We start from the raw sequence: 18,448 nt of genomic DNA, 5'->3' as shown, positions 1-18,448 counted from the left end.
GTGGGCGGATGCGCAACCCAGCCGCCGGCCTCGGTTTCCTCCGCGACTACAACGAGGGCCTCGTCGTCGCGATCGCCCGCGACAGCGTCCCGTTCGATCGCGCGTCGGTGGCCGCCGCGACCGGCCTGACCCCCCAGGCCGTCTCCAAGGTCCTGGCCCGGCTGATCAAGCAGGGACTGATCGCTCCGAGCGGCCTCAGGCGCCAGGGTGCCGGGAAGCCCACCACGCTCTACGAACTCGTCCCCACCAGCCGGTTCGCGGTGGGAGTACACGTGGCTCGCCGGACCCTGCGGACCGTCCTCACCGACCTGCGCGGCGACGTCGTCACGTCAGCGGTGACCCCGCTGCCGCCCGACTTCACACCGCAGGACCTGCTTCGGGCGATGGCCGACGGCGTGGTGCATCTCACCCGTGACCGCCCGGACACCTCCGGCCGGATCACCGGTGTCGGCATCGGCATGGTCGGGCCCCTGGACCACGCGCTCGGCATCGTCCGCGATGCGCACCGCCTGCGGCACTGGCACGACGTCCCTTTGCGTGAACGCGCCGAGGAGGTCCTCGGCCTGCCCGTCCACCTCGACAAGGACGTGACCGCCGGCGTCACGGCCGAAGCCTGGCGGCGCGGCCCTGCTTTTGACGACGCGGCTCTGATCATGGTGGAGTCGGGCGTCGGTGCGGGACTCTGGCTGGACGGCCGAGCCCACCGCGGCGCCCATACCAACGCGGGGGAGTTCGGCCACACCGTCCTCCAACTCGACGGCCCCCGCTGCGCCTGCGGACGCCACGGATGCCTGGAGGTCCTGCACGACCGCGCGGTCGCCGACGGCGACATTCCCCGCGCCGCTCGCATCCTTGCCGCAGGCGTGGTCAACCTCATCCAGACCATCGACATCGGCCACGTCGTCCTCGCCGGCGCCGATCTTCTCCGGCATCACCGGAGCTACCGTGCCGCCGTCGCCGACGCGATCGAGGCCGAAGTCCCCCGTGCCGACTGGCTCACGGTCGAGGTGACCCTGTCCAGCCTGGGTGCCGACATCATCGCCGCCGGCGCAGCGATGCAGATCCTCGATGCCTCCTACGGCGTCCCGAGCCCCGCGTCGGTCGGGCCGGCCATCCCGATGCAGATCGAGCAGCAGGCGCGTTAGCGCCCGGGGCTTTTCGGTGAGGCCATCGGGCGCCGGCGCAACGAATACCGGTGCACGATGCTCCTGGCGCCGGTCGGGTCCTTGGGCCTGGCCGGCGCCAGGGCGGACATCGCATGGTGGCCCCAGGTTGCGGACCCGTGTGGGGCGAAACAGGTCGAGGGCGCCGCATCCGGGTGGTCCCTGGGACCTGACGGCGGGCGAACCGGCGTTCAGGCACGACTCAGGAGCGCGATCGCCCAGGGCCGCAATTGCTCGTCGGCCTCGAGTACGCCGCCCTCGGAGACGGTCAGGGGGGTCACGGATCCTCGCTCGGCGCTCGCGCGGATCGCGGCGACGTCGGCCAGGGACGGATTGGGGTCGCGGCCACGCCGGGTCCACTCCGCCATGGCCCAGCCGTTCTCGGCATCCACTACTTCGAGTGTGTAACGCTCGCCGGGCGCCAGCCCGGCGATGCGCAGCCGCAAGGTCTGCGGCAGCCCGGTCGCCAGGGTGCGGTCGGCGATGGCTCGCGTGTCGAACGACGCGGGCGCGCTCAGCGTGACCTCGTCCGGATAGTGAACGGCCAGAGCCGCCACGCCGGTGCCGCGACGAGTGACGACGAGACCCGCTTCACGGTGGACCATCCGGTCACCCAGCGCGTTCAGCATGCGGTAGGCGTGCATCGTCGGCTTGGGTATGCCGTTCTGGTTGAGCATGCCGAATCCGCCGTGGAACGGATCGCGGCCGGCGCCCTCCTCTTCGAAGACATCGGTGAAGGTCCAGTAGGCGAGACTGTCGACCAAGCCGATCGACCCGAGCACGGAGCGGACCACGAATGCGGCGGCCTGTGGGTAGTCGTGGGTGAAGTCGCGGGAACTGGAACTCGAACTCCACTCGGTGAGGTGGATCTCGGCCTCGGGATACGGGCCGGCGTCGACGATCTCACGCACCCGGCGCAGATCGGTCGGCGTGGCATCGACGCCGCGGGTGAGCTTGCGACCGTTGCCGTGCCCGTCCAGCGCCCAGTCGGTGGGATAGGGGTGGCACGAGACGAAGTCGACCGGGACCCGGTTGTCGGCGCAGAACCGCAGGAACTCCTCCAGCCACACCGGCCGCCAGTCGAGGGAGTCGAGGTCGTGAGCGGTGAGCACCGTCTCATGGTGTGTGGTGTCCTCGACCTCGCCGTCGAAGCGGGCGTCCGGTACGAAGTTGCTCGTCGCCGGCCCCCCGACCCGTAGTTCGGAGTCGACCGACTTCACCGCCTCGGCCGACACCCGGTACAGCTCGAAGTACTCGCTGCGGGTGCCGCGGAAGAACGGGCCGAGGTTCGGCTCGTTCCACACCTCGAAATACCAGGCGCGCACCTCGTCGATCCCGTAGCGCCCGACCCAGTGCTCGACGGTGGTGCGCACGAGCGCAGCCCACTTCACGTAGTCGGTCGGTGGAGACCCGTTGGCCCCCCACCAGAACACGGTCGCGGTCTCGCGTGCCAACTCCGGCGGGGAGAAGCCGAACTCGACGAACGGCCGCATCCCGGCGGCGAGGATCGCGTCGAACAGCAGGTCGACGTAGTGGAAAGAGGGCGCGACCTCGCCGTCTGTCTCGCGGTAGATGAACATGTCGCCGTGAAACAGGCCGTGGAAGCGGACGTAGCCGAAGCCGCCGAGCCGGCGCACGTGTGCCAGTTGGCTCTGCCAGTCGGCGCGCAGGCCCTCGTTCGCCCGTCCGGCGCCGACGACACGGCTCCAGAAGTGGTCCAGCGGCACGTGCGGTGCGCTGGCGAGATCAAGGTCCAGTTCCATGATCAGCTCCGGGTTCGCAATGAGGTGGGTTGGTTCATGCCGCAGTCGATCAGGCGGGAATGAGGCCGAGCGCGACGAGCGCGTCCCACAGGCCGTCCAGCGGACGCGAGTCCTGGGCCATGTGCGCGGTGGTGACGACCTGCTCGGCGCTGTCGGCACCGACGACGACCGACGCCACCAGCGGGTCGCGCGCCGCGTAGGCGAGGGCCGCCCGGGGGAGCGTGGTGCCGGCTGTCGCGGCGTGATCGGCCAGTTGCCTTGCCCGGGCGAGCAACTGCGGGGGAGCCATGGCGTATTCGTACCGCGCATCGGGGCCGGGATGGTCCTGCGCGAGCATGCCGCTGTTGAACACGCCCGCGTTGAGTACGGAGATGCCCGCCGCACGTGCGGCCGGGATCACCTCCGTGAGCGCGGGCTGCTCCAGGAGGGTGTACCGCCCGGCGATCATGATCGCGTCCAGCTCGTCGCGGGTCGCGAACGCGGTGAGTGCCGCCATGTCGCCCGTGCCGACGCCGATCGCGTCGACCACGCCCTCGTCCCGCAGCCGTACGAGCGCTGGAAGGCCGTCGTCGAGGGCATCCGTGAGTCTTTCCTGAGGGTCGTGCAGAAGTGCGATGTCCAGCCGGTCCAGCCCCATGCGCTCCAGTGACTCCTCGATGCTGCGACGGATGCCTGCCTCGGTGAAGTCCCAGCGCCGGGTCGGTTCGCCATCGCTGCCGGGCCTGATCAGGCGGCCGACTTTGGAGCTGAGCACGTAGTGTTCCCGCGGCCGCGAGTGCAGCGCGAGGCCGAGCCGCTTCTCGGCGAGGCCGAGCCCGTAGTGCGGCGCGGTGTCGAAGTAGCGGATTCCGGCATCCCAGGCGGCGTCCACGATTGCCGTCGCACGGTCCTGGGTCACCGTCTCGTAGAGATCACCGAGCTGGGCTGTTCCCAGGCCCAGTGCCGTCACCCGAACTCCGGAGGTGCCGAGGTCGCCGGCCCTCATACCGCCAGGCCGTAACTGTCGATGGCCGTTCCTGCCAGGACCTGTTCGCGCTCGCTGTCCGAGAGCGGATCGAGGAGCGCTGTCAGGGCGCCGAGCTCGTCGTGGAGCGGGACGCGCAGGCTGGACACCGGCCAGTCGGAACCGATCATGAGCCGGCCGGGTCCCAGCGCGTCAAGAGCGACGTCCAGGGCGGCCGGCCGGACTGCGTCTCCGGAGAGCTTCATGCGCACGTTCGCATGAGGGGCGAGCGCGCGCACCCGGGCCTGCCATGGCGCGTCGGCTCCGCCCGGGTCGCCGAGATGATCGATGACGATCACCATCGACGGGTGGTCGGCGGCGCAGGCGAGCGCGTCGCCGAGATCGCGACGGCTGACCAGCAGTTCGAGCACGAGGCCTGCACGGGCGTAGCGCGCGATGCCCGCGCGCACGCGCGGCCGCCGCAGCCAGCCGGGTTCCTCGGACATCACGGAGTGGCGAATGCCGACGAGCCCGGAGAGGTCCGCGGCGTCGATGTCTCCGGCGAGATCGGCCCATCCGACCACGCCGCGCACCAGGGCTTCCTGTGAGCATGCCGTGACCAGCCGAGCGGTCTCGGCGCCCGACTGCTCCGCCGTCACGACGACGGCGCCGTCGACGCCGCAGTTGCCGGCCGCGGCGGCGTACTCGTCGAGCGCGACCGGACGCCGGATCGAGGCGGTGCGATCGCCGGCCAGCCAGGGCGCCGCCGCGACCTCGGCGCCCCACAGATGCATGTGGCTGTCGATCACCGCGCGGGCAGCTTTGCCTGGTTGTCGCGCCACTGTTCGTACTCGGCGCGGCTGTTCGGGCTGAGCGGGTAGTAGTCGGAGAGCCGCGCGCCCTGCTCGAGCCGCATGCGGCTGAAGGACTCCCAGTCCTCGTGGTCCTCCGCGTCCTGGATGAGCTCCTGCGCCTTGCCGGCGGGCACGATCACGGCCCCGTCGTCGTCGGCGACGACCACGTCGCCCGGCAGGCAGAGCACGCCGCCTGCTGCGACCGGGACGTCGTAGGCCCAGGGGAAGAGGTCGGTCTGGGACGCGTAGTGGGGAGTGGTGCCCGTGCACCAGATGGGAACGCCGAGCTCGCGGACCCGGGCGGCGTCGCGAATCCGGCCGTCCACGACGATGCCCGCGCCGCCGCGTCGCTTGAAGTACCGCACGAGCATGTCGCCGAAGCAGCCGGTGAAGTTGCTGCCCCACGCCTGCACCACAAGCACGTCGCCGGGCTGAACCGTTTCGAGCACGGCCCAGAGCGCCGTGTCGCGTTCGACGTACTCCTGGCCCAGGCCGCTTGCCACGTCCTCGCGCTGCGGCATGAACTGCAGCGTGAGGGCGGACCCCACGACGCGGCTGCCGGTCTCCAGCGCCGTCGGTCCCTGGACGGCGGTCCGGGTGACGCCCATGCTGTGCAGTTTCGCGCAGGCTGTCGCGGCGCCGATCGCCTCCATACGGCGAATGCTGTCGGCATCGGCACGTTGGAACGGCTCGCCCCGGACAGGCAGCGGCCACACCCTTGACATGGGGTTCTCGGTATCCATCACGTGTCTTTCTGGGTTGCGGTGTGGGCGAAACCGGTGTGAGCCGGCCGCTGAGCGCGCCGGGTGATCTTGAGCCGCATGGAGATGCGGTGCAGCGGGGGAAGGGAGACCACGAGCCGGGGCGACCCGATCGAGGTGGTCACCGGCCGCACTTCCGGGTCGGGGATGAGGTAGTCGTGGGAGTCGGCGGGGTATCCGTCGCCCGCCTGGTCGAACGTCACCTGGTCGATGCGGTCCTCTGCGAACGCGCCGGCCTGGACCACCACTTCCCGTGCGGAGAGGGCGTCGAGGTTGACCAGGTCGAGGCAGACGCCGTCGGCATCGGCCTCGCGCACGAGCGCGGCCACGCCGTCCGGCAGGCCGGGACGGCCGCGCAGCGCGTCACCGAACGTCACCCGGGCCAGCGCGAGTCCTCCGTTGTAGAGCGCCGGCGGCGCGCCGGTGACCAGCTGGGTGAGGACCTCGGTGACGACCGGATTGAGCCGCTGCCACCAGTGGATGTCGTCGTCCGGCGGCCCGTACGGCGTCGCCCGCATCAGAGCGAGGCGCTTGGCCACTTGGCCCAGGGCGAGTGCGAGGGCGTCCTCGGGATAACCGGGGTTCCGGCCGAGGAGGAACGACACCCACGGCGCCTCGTGCCCCTGCTCTTCCTTGTCCTGGAACCATTTCGTCTCGCGCCAGTCGAAGCCGGCGTCCTTCTCGAGTGATTCCAGTCGCCCCAGATCGCCGGCCGACGACGTCAGCCACCACAGCCAGACCGGGTAGATGAGCGGGACCGGGTGCAGGTCGAACCAGCCGTTCGCCCCGTGACGGTAGGGCACGAGCTGGACGGGCACGCCGGGAGCGACGCTCATCTTCTGTGCCCAGCCCCAGCCCATGCTTCCGGTAGTGGCCGCGTCGGTGCGCACGACGCTCTGCGCCACGACGGTGTCCAGTGGCACTCGCGCGAGATCCAGCCCGGCTGTGTCGCCCGTCACGAGGGTTTCGTTGACGGCGGCGATCATGGCGGCCGCCTCGACCGAGTGGAGCCCGTGCGGCCAGGCCCAGCCGTAGTGGCCGCCGTACCAGTGCCCCTCGTGAAGTTCGCCGACGATCCCCGAGGGGCCGATGTTGTCCGGGATCAGGCCACCATTCGCGGCCGCGCGCTCACGCCACGCGCTGACGTAGTCGACGACCCAGTTCCCGAACTCCGGGGCGTGGTCGTAGAGCCACGCGTTCGTCACCAGGGAGGTGGCGGCGAGATTGATCGCGGTGTCGCCTCGGCCCAGACGCTCCTGCATGGCGTCGCCCATGCGCCGGGCGTTCTCTTCGGAGAACAGGTCCTCCCAGTCGGCGATGCCGGGAAGGTCGTCGAGGGGCAGCCCGTAGGCCTTCATTCCGGTCTGACGAGCGCTGTACTCGATCCACTCGGTTCCGAGGCCGGGACGCGGGCCGCCCGATCCGGTGTGCGGGGCGACGATGATCCGCGCCGCGGGATCGTAGTTGCCCTGGGCCGGGTCCGAGTAGAGGCGCGCGAACCGCAGCGCCCGCTCGCGGAAGGCGGCGTCGTCCGGATCGGCCGCGCAGATGGCGTAGAAGAAGTTCAGCGACTCGCCCTGGTGGAACCAGTCGTAGCCGACTTCGTATTCGTCGCGGACGAAGCCGAACTCCGTCATCTGCGCGGTGACCCCGGCCCAGTGTTTCTTGGCCGACGGGAGGAGGTCGTCGGCACCGCCGAGCCGGTAGAGAACCGGCCAGTTGAAGAAGGGCTCGTAGAAGTCGTCCACACCGTCGCGGTGGTGCATGCGTCCGCCGTACGTCAGGCGTCCGTCGGGACCGCAGTACGTCGCTTCGAACTCGCGCCAGGCCTGGTCGAGAACGGTGAACAGGCGCCGCTCCAACACTGCCCACAGTGGGGTCTCACGAACCGGGACCGTCGCCTTGACGTGCGGCAGCCCATCGGGTGAATCGTTCATCGCGCTCATCCCTTGATCGCTCCCGCGGTCAGGCCGCCGATGATGCGCCGCTGCATGAACACGTAGAACACGATCACGGGCGCGGTGGCGAGCAGGATGTTGGGGTACACGACCGTGTAGTTCGTCGAGAGGCGGCTGATGGCGGCGTACACGCCGGTCGTGACGGTGTAGACCCCGGACTGGGGGCCGAGGATGAACTGCGGGTTGACGAAGTCCGTCCACACACCGGCCGAGTTCAGAACCATTGCGGTCGCAGCGACGGGACGCATGAGCGGGAAGATCACCCGCCAAAAGGTGCCGTAGCGACTCGCACCGTCGATCCGCGCGGCTTCGTCGAGCTCGCGGGGGACCGTCTGCACGAACGCGACGAACAGGAACACGGTGGTGGGAACGGTCAGAGTCGTCTCGAACAGCAGGAAGCCCGGAATCGTGCCGATCAGTCCCAGCGCCTTGAGTACGTAGATCACCGGAATGACCAGGGTCTGGCCCGGAATGAACAGGCCGGCCAGCAGCACGAGCATGACGGCCCGGTGATACCGCCGGGTCCCCCGCGCGATGGCGTAGGACGCTGGTCCCACGATCAGCAGATTCAGCACGTTGACCGCGACGACGAACAGCACCGTCACGCCGTAGGCCCGCACGACGTTGAAATCCGGCGAGGTCAGAGCGGCGTGCAGGTACTTCAGCGAGAACCCGCTCGTGGGCCAGCCGAAGGGCTCCGTGAGGATGTCGTGCTGCGACTTGAACGCGTTGGTCACCATCAGGTACAGGGGGCCGACCATGATGAGGACGAGGACGAGAACGGCCAGGAGGCGGCCAGCCCGGCGCCCGGTCATGCGGCCACCGCCTGCTCGCTGCGCCGACGGGCCGCAGTGATGACGATGGTCACCACGACGATGAAGACCATCAGCACCACGGACTGCGCGGCGCCGTAGCCGAGCTGGGTGTTGTCGAAGGACGACGTCAGGATGTTGTACACGAAACTCTGCGTCTCTCCTGCGGGCCCTCCGGCGGTCAGCGCGAGGATCAACTCGTAGACCCGCAGGAGGCCGATGACGACGAGGACCACGTTCACCGTCACGGTCGGCGCGAGCATGGGGAGCTTGACACGCCAGAAGGTCTGCCACGGGGACGCACCGTCGATCTTCGCGGCCTCAAGGACGTTGTCCGGCACCGTCTGCAGGCCGGCCAGATACAGCACCACGTTCACCCCGAAGCTGGACCACACGATCACGCAGACCACCGTCGCGATCGCCCACTTCGGGTCCGAGAGGAAGGGCAGGGAGTGGTGGGCGCCGAGCGCTGCGTCGACCGCGCCGTTGGTGCCCAGAATGGACGACCAGAGGAAGCCCAGGATCACTGCGCCCACGACGTAGGGGTAGAAGACCAGCACGCGCAGGATCGCGTTGATCCGGGTGTTGCGGTTGAGCAGCAGCGCGACCCCCAGCCCCAGCACGTTGCACGCGATCGTGCCGATGGCGGTGATCAGGAGCGTGAGGAACGCCGCGTGCTTGACCGCGGGGTCGTGGATGAGGCGGGTGTAGTTGCGGAACCCGATCGTGTGCGGCGGGGAGGTGAAGCCGTTCCAGTCGGTGAAGCTGAGGTACACCGCGATCCCGATCGGCACGATGATCAGGCCGGCGACCAGGATCAGCGGAGGCGCCATCATCGCGATGTCGGCCGCGGTCTCTCTGCGGCGCGCGCGGGTGCGTCCGAGCGGCGGCCGGGGGCCAACCGTCCTCGGAGCGGTCGGCACGGCTGTGGCCGTACTACTGGCCGGCATTGGCGTTCCACCAGGAGTCGAGCTTCGCGGCCGCCTTGTCAGCGGACTGGCCCGTGTAGAGCGACTGCACCACCGTGTTCAGCTCGTTGCCGAATCCGGCGTTCACTCCGGGCCCGGCGGTACCGGTGACCGTTCCGGGCGCGGTGTCGACGATCTTGCCGACGGCCGCGTCGAGGTCGCTTCCCGAGTAGCTGTACCCCGCCCGGAAGTTGCCCTCCGACTTGAGCGACGTCGTGACCGCGGCCTTGTCGGTCACCAGGTACTTGACCAGGGCGAGGTCGAGGGCCTGGTGCTTGGAGGACTTGAGGATCGAGTAGGGCTGGGCCTGGCCGCTCATCTGCTTGGGCGCGGATCCGTCAGCTGTCGGCGTGGCGAACACACCCACCTTGAACGGCAGGTTCTTGGCAGAGTCGACGCTCGCGTCCAGCCAGTTGCCCATGATGTACATCCCCGACCTGCCGGCGAGGAAGTTGTCGATCGAGTCCTGGTACTTCTCGCCCAGCGAGTTCTTGGGGATCGCGCCGCTGGCGACCCACCCCGCGTAAGCCTTCAGATAGGTGGCGTAAGGGCTGTGCGCGAAGGTGACCTTCTTGTCGTTGCGCTCGGCGTACCAGGTGGGGTCGCCGCCGAGCAGGCCAGGGTTGGCCATCATCGAGAACTGCGCGCCCGTGACCCACTCGCCCGCCGTCTGCAGTGCGACGTATCCGGCCGCCTTCAGTTTGCCGAGGTCGGCCGTGAACTCGTCCAGTGACGTCGGCGGAGCGGTGATGCCGGCCTTCTGGAACGCGGTCTCGTTGTAGTACACGAGCGACTGGTTCTGCAGCCCGGTGGCGACCTGCCAGATCCTGCCATCCACCTTGTTGGAGTCCGAGAGGGGCGTCGAGGTCACCCATGAGGCGTTCGGGAAGTCCGTCATCTGCGGAGCGACCACAGGGTCGAGGGTGCTCGCGACGATGTCCGGCGCCGCTCCCGAGACGAGTTCCTGCTGAAGCGTTGACTGGACGTTCGTGCCGGAGGGCGATTCTATGGTGACCGTGACGCCCGGGTGGCTCTTGACGAACGGAGCGACCAGCCCCTTGTAGTAGGTCTTGGTCAGTACCGGGGTGATGTTGGCCAGGATGCGGATGTTGCCTGTCATGGCGCCACTGCCTGAAGCCGAGGAGGACGAGCACCCGGCCAGGGCGACCAGGGATACGGCGAGCCCCGCCGCGACGGAGACCTTCGCTGTGCGGGTGCGGTGAAGCACACCTCCCTGGCGGGCGGAGGGTGCCCCCACGGTGGTGCTGGTGGATCCGGTGCGTCTCACGGTGACCTCAACTCGATTCTCGGCTATCGATAGAACATATGATGATGCCCGTAACCTGGATGTCAAGAGCCCCGTCACTAGATCGGGGCGAGTATCGATAAGATGCCAGGTGGTCTCAACCAAGGAGGGTTCATGCCAGACGCCATCGGACAGCCACTGACCAAGGTCCTGCTGTCCGACCAGGTGTACGCGCGGGTGCGACGCCTGATCATCGAGGGTGTACTCGAGCCCGGCGCCCGGCTGGTCGAGTCGGAGATCGCCCGCCAGTTCGAAGTCAGCCAGGCGCCGGTGCGTGAGGCAGTACGACGCCTGGTGCACGAGGGCCTGGCGGACCACATCCCGCGCCGGGGCAGCTTCGTGGCGGTGGTGTCGCAGGAAGACGCCCACCACGCCCGCGCCGTGCGAGTGGCGATCGAGGAACTGGCCGCCCGCACGGTGGCCGCGCAGCCCTCGGGTACGGCCTTCGAGGCGCTGAGTGTCCAGGTGGAGGCCATGCGCAAGGCGGCGGTCCAGGGGGACGTCGGAGGCTTCCGGGACGCCGACATCACCTTCCATCGCACCGTCTGCGAAGTCAGCGGGAACCCCTTTCTTCCCAAGCTGTGGGCCGTGATGGAGCCGAGCCTGCGCGCCTTGCGGGTCGTCTCCGATCCGCTGTTCACCGGCGACTGGGCCGCCATGGCAGAGGGCCACGCCCGCCTGCTGTCCGCTCTGCAGTCCGCGGATCCCGACCTGGCGGCGACCAAGTTCGCCGCCCATGCGCGCGGAGATGACGGGATCCTCTCGGATCTCTGACCGTATCGAAGCACGTCAGCGCCCCGCCGGCGGTAGCCGGCGGGGCGCTGACATGTCCGGGGGAGGGGACTGCCCGGGCCTGTCCGGCCCTGCGCTCGGGCGGCGGCAGCGCAGCTCGCAGCGGGGCGGGTGCCTTGCTTCCAACGATTGACGAGAATCGATGGGGAGACTAGCTTCGCGACAATCGATAACCGATTGGAGCGCAATGTCGAATCGATCAAGACCCCGCAGCGCCGTCCTCGCGGCCGCGGCGGTCTTCCTTTCCCTCGGCTTCAGCGCCCTCGCCACCAGCGCGCAGGCGTCAGCGGGCCCGCGTACCTTCTACGTCGCTCCCAGTGGTTCGGACGTGCATGCGGGCACTGTGCACTCGCCCTTCAAAACGATCCACCAGTGCTCGTCCGTGATGTCCGCGGGCGATCGCTGCCTGATCGAATCCGGCACCTATCACGAGACGGTCGCGCCCGCCCGGAGCGGGACCGCCGCCGCGCCGATCACCTACGCGGCCGCCCCCGGCGCGCAGGTGGTCGTCGACGGTGCCGACCCGGTGAACGGATGGAAGGCCGTGACCAGCCGGGATCTGACCTCCCTCGAAGGTGGTGATCCCTTCCTGGGCGGCTCCGATTTCGCGACCGCGGTCGGAACCGGCCAGGTCTACCAGGCGCACGTCACGATCAACCCCGGCCTGTCCGGCAACCAGGTGTTCTTGGACGGTGCGCAGCAGACCGAAGCCCAGTGGCCCTACCCCGGGGGTGACGTCAGCGTGCCCAAGCTGGCCTCCGCCCAGTCCGGTACCACCGACAGCCTCTCCGATACCGCCCTCACGCAGCCCGCCGGCTTCTGGACCGGTGCGCAGCTCACCGCGCACAACTGGTTCGTGAGTGAAACGGGCACCGTCAGCGACTCACAGGTCGGGAGCATCACCGCGGCCGGCCTGCCCACCTGCGTCGGGCTGAGCCCGAACCAGAGCACCGACTACTCCCTGAAGGGCAAGATCGAACTCCTCGGGCGGCCCGGCGAGTGGTTCTACCAGACGTCGAGCCACACGCTGTACCTGTACTCGCCCGACGGTTCGAAGCCCTCCGCCGGTTCCGTGGAGGCGAAGCAGCGTGCCGTCGCCATCGACCTCACCGGCCGCTCGCACATCTCCGTCCTCGGCCTGGGCATCCGCGGCGCGACCGCCCGGACCTCCTCGACTTCGACAGGCGACGTCCTCGACGGGCTCGTCGCACATGACATATCCGCCGACGCGCAGCTGGACCCCGACCCGAACATGGTGACCGCGCCCGATGGTTGCGCTGTCCTGACCGCCGGTGAGACCACGTCGGGCATCCTGCTCAAGGGGCACGGGAACGTGATCCGCAACAGCCTGATCGACGGCAGCACCGGCAACGGCGTGGCCATGTTCGACTCCGGCAACACCGTGACGAACACGACGATCCTGCATGTGGACACTTTGGGCAGTTACGCGGCGGGCATCAACGTCCTGGGCGCGGACCAGAGCATCACTCACAACACGATCGAGGGTTCCGGTCGCAGCGACATCAACATCGACAACAAGGTGGCCGGAGCCAGCGCGCCGGGCCACACCATCGCCTACAACGACCTGTCCGACTACGACAATCTGGTCGTCGACGGTGGCGCCGTCTACGTCTGCTGCTCGGTGAACATGGCGACCACGGTCATTCACCACAACCAGTTCCACGACCCGTCCCCGTTCGCCCACACCGCGCCGGCGCCCGGCGTCTATCTCGACAACAGCACCTACAACGCGACCGTGTACGACAACGTCGCCTGGAACCGCACCACCTACGGCGCCGTCCTGATCAACCCCAATGGACAGAGCACCTCGGGCAACCGGATCTACAACAACACCTCCGGCACCGACACCAACGTCGCCAGTACCTTCGGCGGCACGTACTCCGACACCGACATCGTCAACAACATCGGTGTCACGGGCACCGATCCGGGGATCACGAACTCGAACAACTTCACTCCCGTCAGTGCCGCCCACTTCACGAACCCGGCCGCGGACGACTTCACGCTCACGGCGGACTCACCGGCCCGCAACGCGGGAGTGGTCTGGTCACCGGCGACGGACGGCTCCACCGACCCGCAGCCGAGCCTCGGCGCCTACCAGTACGGAGCCCCCAAGTGGGTCGCAGGCGCCGGCCGGGTCGGCCAGAAGGTGGAAGCCGAGTCGTACACCTCCGGCAGCGGCGTCAGCACGCACGCCGCGGGCACGGGCACCGTCGTCGGCAGCTTCGACGGCGGAGACTGGATCGGGTACGACAACGTCGACTTCGGCACCCGCGCGAACCTGTTCACCGCGTTCGCCGGCGTGGACGACTCCTACGCCGATGAAGGCATCGAGATCCATCTCGACTCCGTCACCGGACCGCTGATCGGTGTGCTCTCCGTCGCGGGCACCGGCGGCTTCGACACCCTCTCCGTCCAGTCCACATCGATCACGCCCACCAGTGGACACCACAGCGTCTTCCTCGTCGCCCCCGGTGGACAGCCCGGATTCGGCAACATCGACTACTTCTCGTTCAGCCACGCGGGTCAAAAGCCCCAGTAGTTTCGCATGTCAGCCGTCGTGCCGCCCGGGTCCGACCCGGGCGGCACGACGGCTACCCGAACACGTGCGGAAAATGCGGGATCGCCACCGTGCGTGGCCGGGCCACCGTCGCCGAAATGGCCATAAAATGGGCTTCGAGGGATCTTTTCCTTTCGGAGGACCGTCCCCTAGCGGCGAAGCGAGGCGCAATGGGCTCGTTGTACGGCGGACCCGACCAGGCACCGGACGGTGCCGTGGCGGCCGTCGTGGACAGTGACGGGACCTTCACGGCGTGGAGCGGTGAGGCCGAACTCCTGCTGGGCAGACCCGCCGGCGAGGTCGTGGGCAGCCGGGTGGGCGCGCTGCTCGCCCACGCCGGTGATTGGCAGGTCCTGCTGGCGGACGGCGGTGGGAAGGTCCGGCTGCTCGACGGCTCCGGCAGGCCGGTCGAGGCGTATCTGGGCATCACCGACCTCGGGTCCCCGCTCGCCGAGGGCGGGCGGTGGCTGGTCCTGATCCATCGGGCCGCAGCGGTGGAGAACCTGCGCGTCGACGAAGCACTGGTCCGCGCGCTGCTGAAGGAGAGCAGGCCGGGGCTCATCGTCTACGACATGGAGTTGACGATCCGCCGGGCAGCCGCCTCGTTGGGGGATGTCACGGGCCGCAGGCTGCCGGACATCTACGACCCGCGTGATGCCGCGGCACTGGAGGAGCGCCTGCGGGAGGTCGCCCGGACGGGCACCGCGATGATCGGCTGGGAGCATTCCATGCGGCGTAGTGGTGCGCCGGGCGGTCGTACGGCGCTCTCCTTCTCCGCGTTCCGGATGACCGCCAAGGACGGGCGGCCCATCGGTGTGGCCAGCGTCTGCCGCGACGTCACGGAGTTGCACCGATCGAGGCTGGGCATGGACCTGCTGCACCGGGCCGTCACGGCGGCTGCGGCGCCGCTGGACGCGACACGTACCGCGGAAGCGTTGGTGGATGTCCTGGTGCCGGACTTCGCCTCGTGGGCGGCGGTCGATCTCGTGGAGGAGGTCTTCGAGGGGGCCGAGATGCCCGGTCCGGACGAGCCGTGGCCGACGCGGCAGCGTCAGGCGGCGGGAGCGCAGGCGCCCGGCAGGGCAGGGGTGGACCCCGGGCGCCGTGGCCGGGCCATCGGCCGCGCGCCCGACACCCCGCGAATGCGGCGTCTGCGGGGCGGAGAGGCGTTTCTCCTGAACGACCTGCCGCTGCCGGACCACGACGTCGGGGTGCGGGCACGGCACCTCCGGGCGGTCTTCCCGCCGGACGCGCGGTCCGCGATCGTCGCCCCGCTGGCCGGCGGCGAGGGCCTGCTGGGGGTACTGAGCCTGTCCCGGGCGGAGTCGGAGGCGCCGTTCGACGAGGAGGATCTGGCGCTGATCACCGAGTTGACACCCAGCGCGGCCCTGAACATCAGCAACGGCTGGCAGTTCGCCCGGGAGCACCGGGCGGTGCTGACATTGCAGCGCAGCCTCCTGCCACCGTCCCGGGATCGCACGGCAGCGGCGGAGGTCGCTGGGACATACGTGTCGGCGGCGGCGGAGACCGGCGTGGGTGGGGACTGGTACGACACCGTGCCCCTGTCGTCGTTCCGTTCGGCGTTCGTCGTCGGAGACGTGGTGGGGCGCGGCCTGCGGGCCGCGGCGACGATGGGCCGGCTGCGAACGGCGGTCCAGAGCTTCGCCGACCTCGACCTGGACCCGGGGGAGCTCCTGGCGCGGCTCGACGACCTGGTCTCGCGGCAGTCCGCGGAGCGCGAGGCGACGACCGGCGGCGGTCCGGAGGACACCGCGGGTGCCACCTGCCTGTACGCCGTGTACGACCCGGTGAGCCGTCTGTGCAACCTCGCCAGCGCCGGGCATCCGCCGCCCGCCCTGGTCCGGCCCGACGGATCGGTGAGCTTCGTGGACCTGGACCCCGGTCCGCCGCTGGGGGTGGGCGGCATGCCGTTCGAGACGGCGGAGTTCACCGTGGAGCCGGGCAGTGTCCTTGCCTTCTACACCGACGGGCTGGTGACGCAGGGGGGCCGCGACATCGAGGACGGCATGCGGGCTCTGTTGCGGCGGCTGGGCGAGGCCCAGCGGCCGGATGTCCCGCTGCGGGAACTGGGCCGAGACGTCGCTGCGCTGCTGCCGGCCCGTCCGACGGACGACGCGGCACTGCTGCTCGCCCGGACCCGCGAGGTAACGCCCGTGGACACGACCTTCTGGGAACTCCCGGCGGACGACCGGGCACCCGCCGAGGCGCGGCGGCTGGCGGCCGGTCAGCTCTCCGCCTGGGGCGCCGACGATCTGGCCTTCTACGTGGAGATCGTCATCAGCGAGCTCGTCACCAACGCGGTCCGCTACGGGGGCGGCCCGATCGGCCTGCGGCTCATCCGTGGTGATGTTCTCGTCTGCGAGGTCACCGACACGAGCAACACCCAGCCGCGCATGCGCCGTGCGCAGTCCACGGACGAGGGCGGGCGCGGACTGTTCATCGTCGCCCAGTTGGTGCGCCGCTGGGGCAGCCGCTACGGGCGTTCGGGGAAAACGATCTGGGCGGAGCTGCTTCTGCCGCCGGCCGGAGCCGCGACCTGAGGCGCCGATCCACCGGGCCGCATCGTGGACCGCGCCCCGTGCGGATGCAGTCGCGGCGGTTGCCACCGGGCGCGGATCGCCGGATTCCCGTGGCGTCGGTGGTCCTGCTGACGCAGCCTGCAGTCCGCATGGTGGTGCCCATGCGCACTACAGGCTGCAGCCGGGATCAGTGAGTGGCTGGGGTCAGCCCTCGACCGGGATCAGCCGCTGATGCTGATGTCGTCGAGGTAGCCGCGGTAGCTGCCGTCGCCGCCGGGCTGGTCGTAGCCGAGGTCGATACGTTCCGGAGTCTCGCCCGCGGCCACCGCGCCGATCTTTGCCGTGACCAGGTTCCACTGATTCAGCACGAGATGGCCGCATTGACCGGCCGGGTTCAGTTTGTTGCCGTTCTGGTCGACGGCGCCGAGATCTCGCAGCGCCTTACCGTGGCGGAAGACCATGTCCAGCGCCATGCACGTGCTGTTGTCCGTGTATTGCGGATAGATCCAGTACGACAGCGTGGTGTTGGCGTCGATCTTCGGTGGATGGGCCGACGTGTCGAAGATCTCGGTGTAGGCGTAGTCGGTGGGTGCGCCGGTCGCCGCACCGGAGTACAGCAGGGCGTTGGTCCCGGTGTGCGTGGTCTCCTGTCTCAAGCCGGTTTCCGGACCGGTCAGGCCGAATCCTGGATAGGGAACGACATTGCTGATCCCGCCGCTCTGACCGCCGTTGTCGTCGATCTTGTCGACCCAGTCCGGTAGCCGCTGGCCGGTCTCGAAACCGGTGGAACCGAACGGCGCCTGCTTGCTGGTCCGCAGCGGTGAGGTGGCCAGGGCGATCACGTTGTCGGAAGCGCCGTAGTACATGTACCACTGGCCGTTGTGGAACAGGATCGAGTTCATGAACTCGGTGTTCGGGGTACCCCCGCTGATCTCGTAAGGTGTGGCCGGGCTCAGGGCCGTGTCGGTCAGTTGGCCGATCTGCTGGGTGGGGTTCTTCCCGGAGAACTCGACCTCGCTGATGGCGTAGTACCAGCGGCCGTTCGACATCAGCCCGCCGGCCACGAACATGTTGATGTTGTGGTTGACCGGGCCGTCCTTGACCGTCTTGTAGTCCGTGACCGTTACGCAGATCTCCCACGGGTTGTAGTTCTCAGGGAAGTTCATGTTGATCGGGGTCCTGTGGGTCCAGGTCTTCATGTCGGTCGAGTAGGCGATGAAGCGCCCCTTGGCCGGATCGCCGTCGCCGTAGTACATGACGTACCTGGGACCGTACGGGGTGGGCATCAGCACGGGGGTGTCATTGCTGTCGGTGACGACCGCCGGGTCGTAGTTCGTCTGCACGATGGGCACGGCTTTGGTCCAGTGCACCAGATCGGTGGAGGTGGTCTCCATGATGGTCTGCGGGGGACTGTTGGACCAGTCGTAGGCGGCCTCGAAGCTGTAGTAGGTACCGTGGAGTTCGTACAGCCGCGGGTCGGTGACGCCGCCACTCTCGTAGGGCAGCACATTGTCGGTGATCACCGGGTTGTTGGCGTTCCGGGTGAAGTTCAGCCCGTCCTTGCTGGTGGCGAGGCCGATCTGGTCCGGTCCGCCGCCGTTGCCGCGGTAGAGCATCTGGAACCGGCCCTTGCGGTAGACCACTCCAGGATTGAAGACGTGCGCCGACTCCCAGCCGGTGCCGGTCGGGCTCAGCACCGGTGCCGGGTCGGGCTGGGGCTGCCGGGTGAACGGGCCGATCGCCCAGTCCGGAAGGTTGGAGGCGGTGTAGTCGGCGTGCGCGGCGCCACCGCCGGCGAGCAGGGAGGCCGCCAGCAGGCCGACCACGGTCAGCGCCCGGACCAGCAGCTTGAGGACGGTCCGGCGTGGGGCGTCGATTCTTCGTTGCCTGGGGATCTTCGCGCTCGGGTCTTCGGGTGTTCGGCGCATTCAACGCTCCTTTTGAGTGGGGGATCGGAGTCGTTCTGACATCGTTGTCAGGGCATGCTGGAGCGTTCCACCATGATCAATG

The 18,448-nt window shown here is 69.0% G+C and carries 13 protein-coding genes; 4 read left to right on the top strand and 9 right to left on the bottom strand.

Annotated features, from left to right (window positions below; all coding sequences use genetic code 11):
- The first annotated feature begins 8 nt into the window (after window positions 1–8).
- The gene (locus tag C4U44_RS28610; RefSeq protein ID WP_103888944.1) at window positions 9–1,145 is read left to right on the top strand and encodes an ROK family transcriptional regulator; all 1,137 of its coding nucleotides are present in this window, start codon (window positions 9–11) and stop codon (window positions 1,143–1,145) included.
- A gap of 209 nt (window positions 1,146–1,354) precedes the next feature.
- Here the strand turns inward: C4U44_RS28610 and C4U44_RS28605 are convergent, their stop codons facing one another.
- Genes C4U44_RS28605 through C4U44_RS28570 form a run of 8 tightly spaced genes read right to left on the bottom strand, consistent with a single transcriptional unit; the run spans window position 1,355 to window position 10,342 of the window.
- Window positions 1,355–2,926 carry a GH39 family glycosyl hydrolase gene (locus C4U44_RS28605; protein WP_103888943.1) on the bottom strand — a complete coding sequence of 524 codons (1,572 nt, stop codon included), beginning with the start codon at window positions 2,924–2,926 and terminating at the stop codon, window positions 1,355–1,357.
- Window positions 2,927–2,975: 49 nt separating this feature from the next.
- On the bottom strand, window positions 2,976–3,911 hold the full coding sequence (locus C4U44_RS28600; RefSeq protein ID WP_103888942.1) for an aldo/keto reductase: 936 nt from the start codon (window positions 3,909–3,911) through the stop codon (window positions 2,976–2,978).
- On the bottom strand, window positions 3,908–4,678 hold the full coding sequence (locus tag C4U44_RS28595; protein ID WP_103888941.1) for an amidohydrolase family protein: 771 nt from the start codon (window positions 4,676–4,678) through the stop codon (window positions 3,908–3,910). The genes C4U44_RS28600 and C4U44_RS28595 overlap by 4 nt, the downstream gene beginning before the upstream one ends.
- Entirely contained in the window at window positions 4,675–5,448 is a 774-nt protein-coding gene (locus tag C4U44_RS28590) for an RraA family protein (protein ID WP_265737347.1), read from the bottom strand. The genes C4U44_RS28595 and C4U44_RS28590 overlap by 4 nt, the downstream gene beginning before the upstream one ends.
- Window positions 5,449–5,465: 17 nt before the next feature.
- Window positions 5,466–7,421 (bottom strand): hypothetical protein, encoded by a 1,956-nt coding sequence (locus C4U44_RS28585; RefSeq protein WP_103888939.1) that lies wholly within the window; start codon window positions 7,419–7,421, stop codon window positions 5,466–5,468.
- 5 nt (window positions 7,422–7,426) lie between these two features.
- Complete coding sequence (locus C4U44_RS28580) at window positions 7,427–8,257, bottom strand: carbohydrate ABC transporter permease (protein ID WP_103888938.1); 831 nt, start codon at window positions 8,255–8,257, stop codon at window positions 7,427–7,429.
- The gene (locus C4U44_RS28575; RefSeq protein WP_235032417.1) at window positions 8,254–9,177 is read right to left on the bottom strand and encodes a carbohydrate ABC transporter permease; all 924 of its coding nucleotides are present in this window, start codon (window positions 9,175–9,177) and stop codon (window positions 8,254–8,256) included. The genes C4U44_RS28580 and C4U44_RS28575 overlap by 4 nt, the downstream gene beginning before the upstream one ends.
- A 13-nt stretch (window positions 9,178–9,190) precedes the next feature.
- Window positions 9,191–10,342 (bottom strand): ABC transporter substrate-binding protein, encoded by a 1,152-nt coding sequence (locus C4U44_RS28570; protein WP_103888936.1) that lies wholly within the window; start codon window positions 10,340–10,342, stop codon window positions 9,191–9,193.
- A gap of 300 nt (window positions 10,343–10,642) precedes the next feature.
- Here C4U44_RS28570 and C4U44_RS28565 point away from each other — a divergent pair, with 300 nt between their 5' ends.
- From C4U44_RS28565 to C4U44_RS28555, 3 genes are all read left to right on the top strand, one after another.
- Window positions 10,643–11,302 (top strand): GntR family transcriptional regulator, encoded by a 660-nt coding sequence (locus C4U44_RS28565; protein WP_103888935.1) that lies wholly within the window; start codon window positions 10,643–10,645, stop codon window positions 11,300–11,302.
- 205 nt (window positions 11,303–11,507) lie between these two features.
- Window positions 11,508–13,880 (top strand): carbohydrate-binding protein, encoded by a 2,373-nt coding sequence (locus tag C4U44_RS43295; RefSeq protein ID WP_103888934.1) that lies wholly within the window; start codon window positions 11,508–11,510, stop codon window positions 13,878–13,880.
- A gap of 188 nt (window positions 13,881–14,068) precedes the next feature.
- On the top strand, window positions 14,069–16,459 hold the full coding sequence (locus C4U44_RS28555; protein ID WP_160145131.1) for an ATP-binding SpoIIE family protein phosphatase: 2,391 nt from the start codon (window positions 14,069–14,071) through the stop codon (window positions 16,457–16,459).
- Window positions 16,460–16,659: 200 nt separating this feature from the next.
- Here the strand turns inward: C4U44_RS28555 and C4U44_RS28550 are convergent, their stop codons facing one another.
- Complete coding sequence (locus C4U44_RS28550) at window positions 16,660–18,366, bottom strand: glycoside hydrolase family 130 protein (protein ID WP_103888932.1); 1,707 nt, start codon at window positions 18,364–18,366, stop codon at window positions 16,660–16,662.
- Window positions 18,367–18,448: the final 82 nt, after the last annotated feature.

This window comes from Actinacidiphila yanglinensis (genome assembly GCF_900107965.1).
Taxonomy (GTDB): Bacteria; Actinomycetota; Actinomycetes; order Streptomycetales; family Streptomycetaceae; genus Actinacidiphila; species Actinacidiphila yanglinensis.
This window is presented reverse-complemented; position numbering and strand designations above follow the sequence as displayed.

Coding starts and splice junctions, on each gene's coding strand:
- C4U44_RS28610 (WP_103888944.1), top strand. CDS start 9: ATGCGCAACCCAGCCGCCGGCCTCGGTTTCCTCCGCGACTACAACGAG.
- C4U44_RS28605 (WP_103888943.1), bottom strand. CDS start 2,926: ATGGAACTGGACCTTGATCTCGCCAGCGCACCGCACGTGCCGCTGGAC.
- C4U44_RS28600 (WP_103888942.1), bottom strand. CDS start 3,911: ATGAGGGCCGGCGACCTCGGCACCTCCGGAGTTCGGGTGACGGCACTG.
- C4U44_RS28590 (WP_265737347.1), bottom strand. CDS start 5,448: ATGTCAAGGGTGTGGCCGCTGCCTGTCCGGGGCGAGCCGTTCCAACGT.
- C4U44_RS28585 (WP_103888939.1), bottom strand. CDS start 7,421: ATGAACGATTCACCCGATGGGCTGCCGCACGTCAAGGCGACGGTCCCG.
- C4U44_RS28580 (WP_103888938.1), bottom strand. CDS start 8,257: ATGACCGGGCGCCGGGCTGGCCGCCTCCTGGCCGTTCTCGTCCTCGTC.
- C4U44_RS28570 (WP_103888936.1), bottom strand. CDS start 10,342: ATGACAGGCAACATCCGCATCCTGGCCAACATCACCCCGGTACTGACC.
- C4U44_RS28565 (WP_103888935.1), top strand. CDS start 10,643: ATGCCAGACGCCATCGGACAGCCACTGACCAAGGTCCTGCTGTCCGAC.
- C4U44_RS43295 (WP_103888934.1), top strand. CDS start 11,508: ATGTCGAATCGATCAAGACCCCGCAGCGCCGTCCTCGCGGCCGCGGCG.
- C4U44_RS28555 (WP_160145131.1), top strand. CDS start 14,069: ATGGGCTCGTTGTACGGCGGACCCGACCAGGCACCGGACGGTGCCGTG.
- C4U44_RS28550 (WP_103888932.1), bottom strand. CDS start 18,366: ATGCGCCGAACACCCGAAGACCCGAGCGCGAAGATCCCCAGGCAACGA.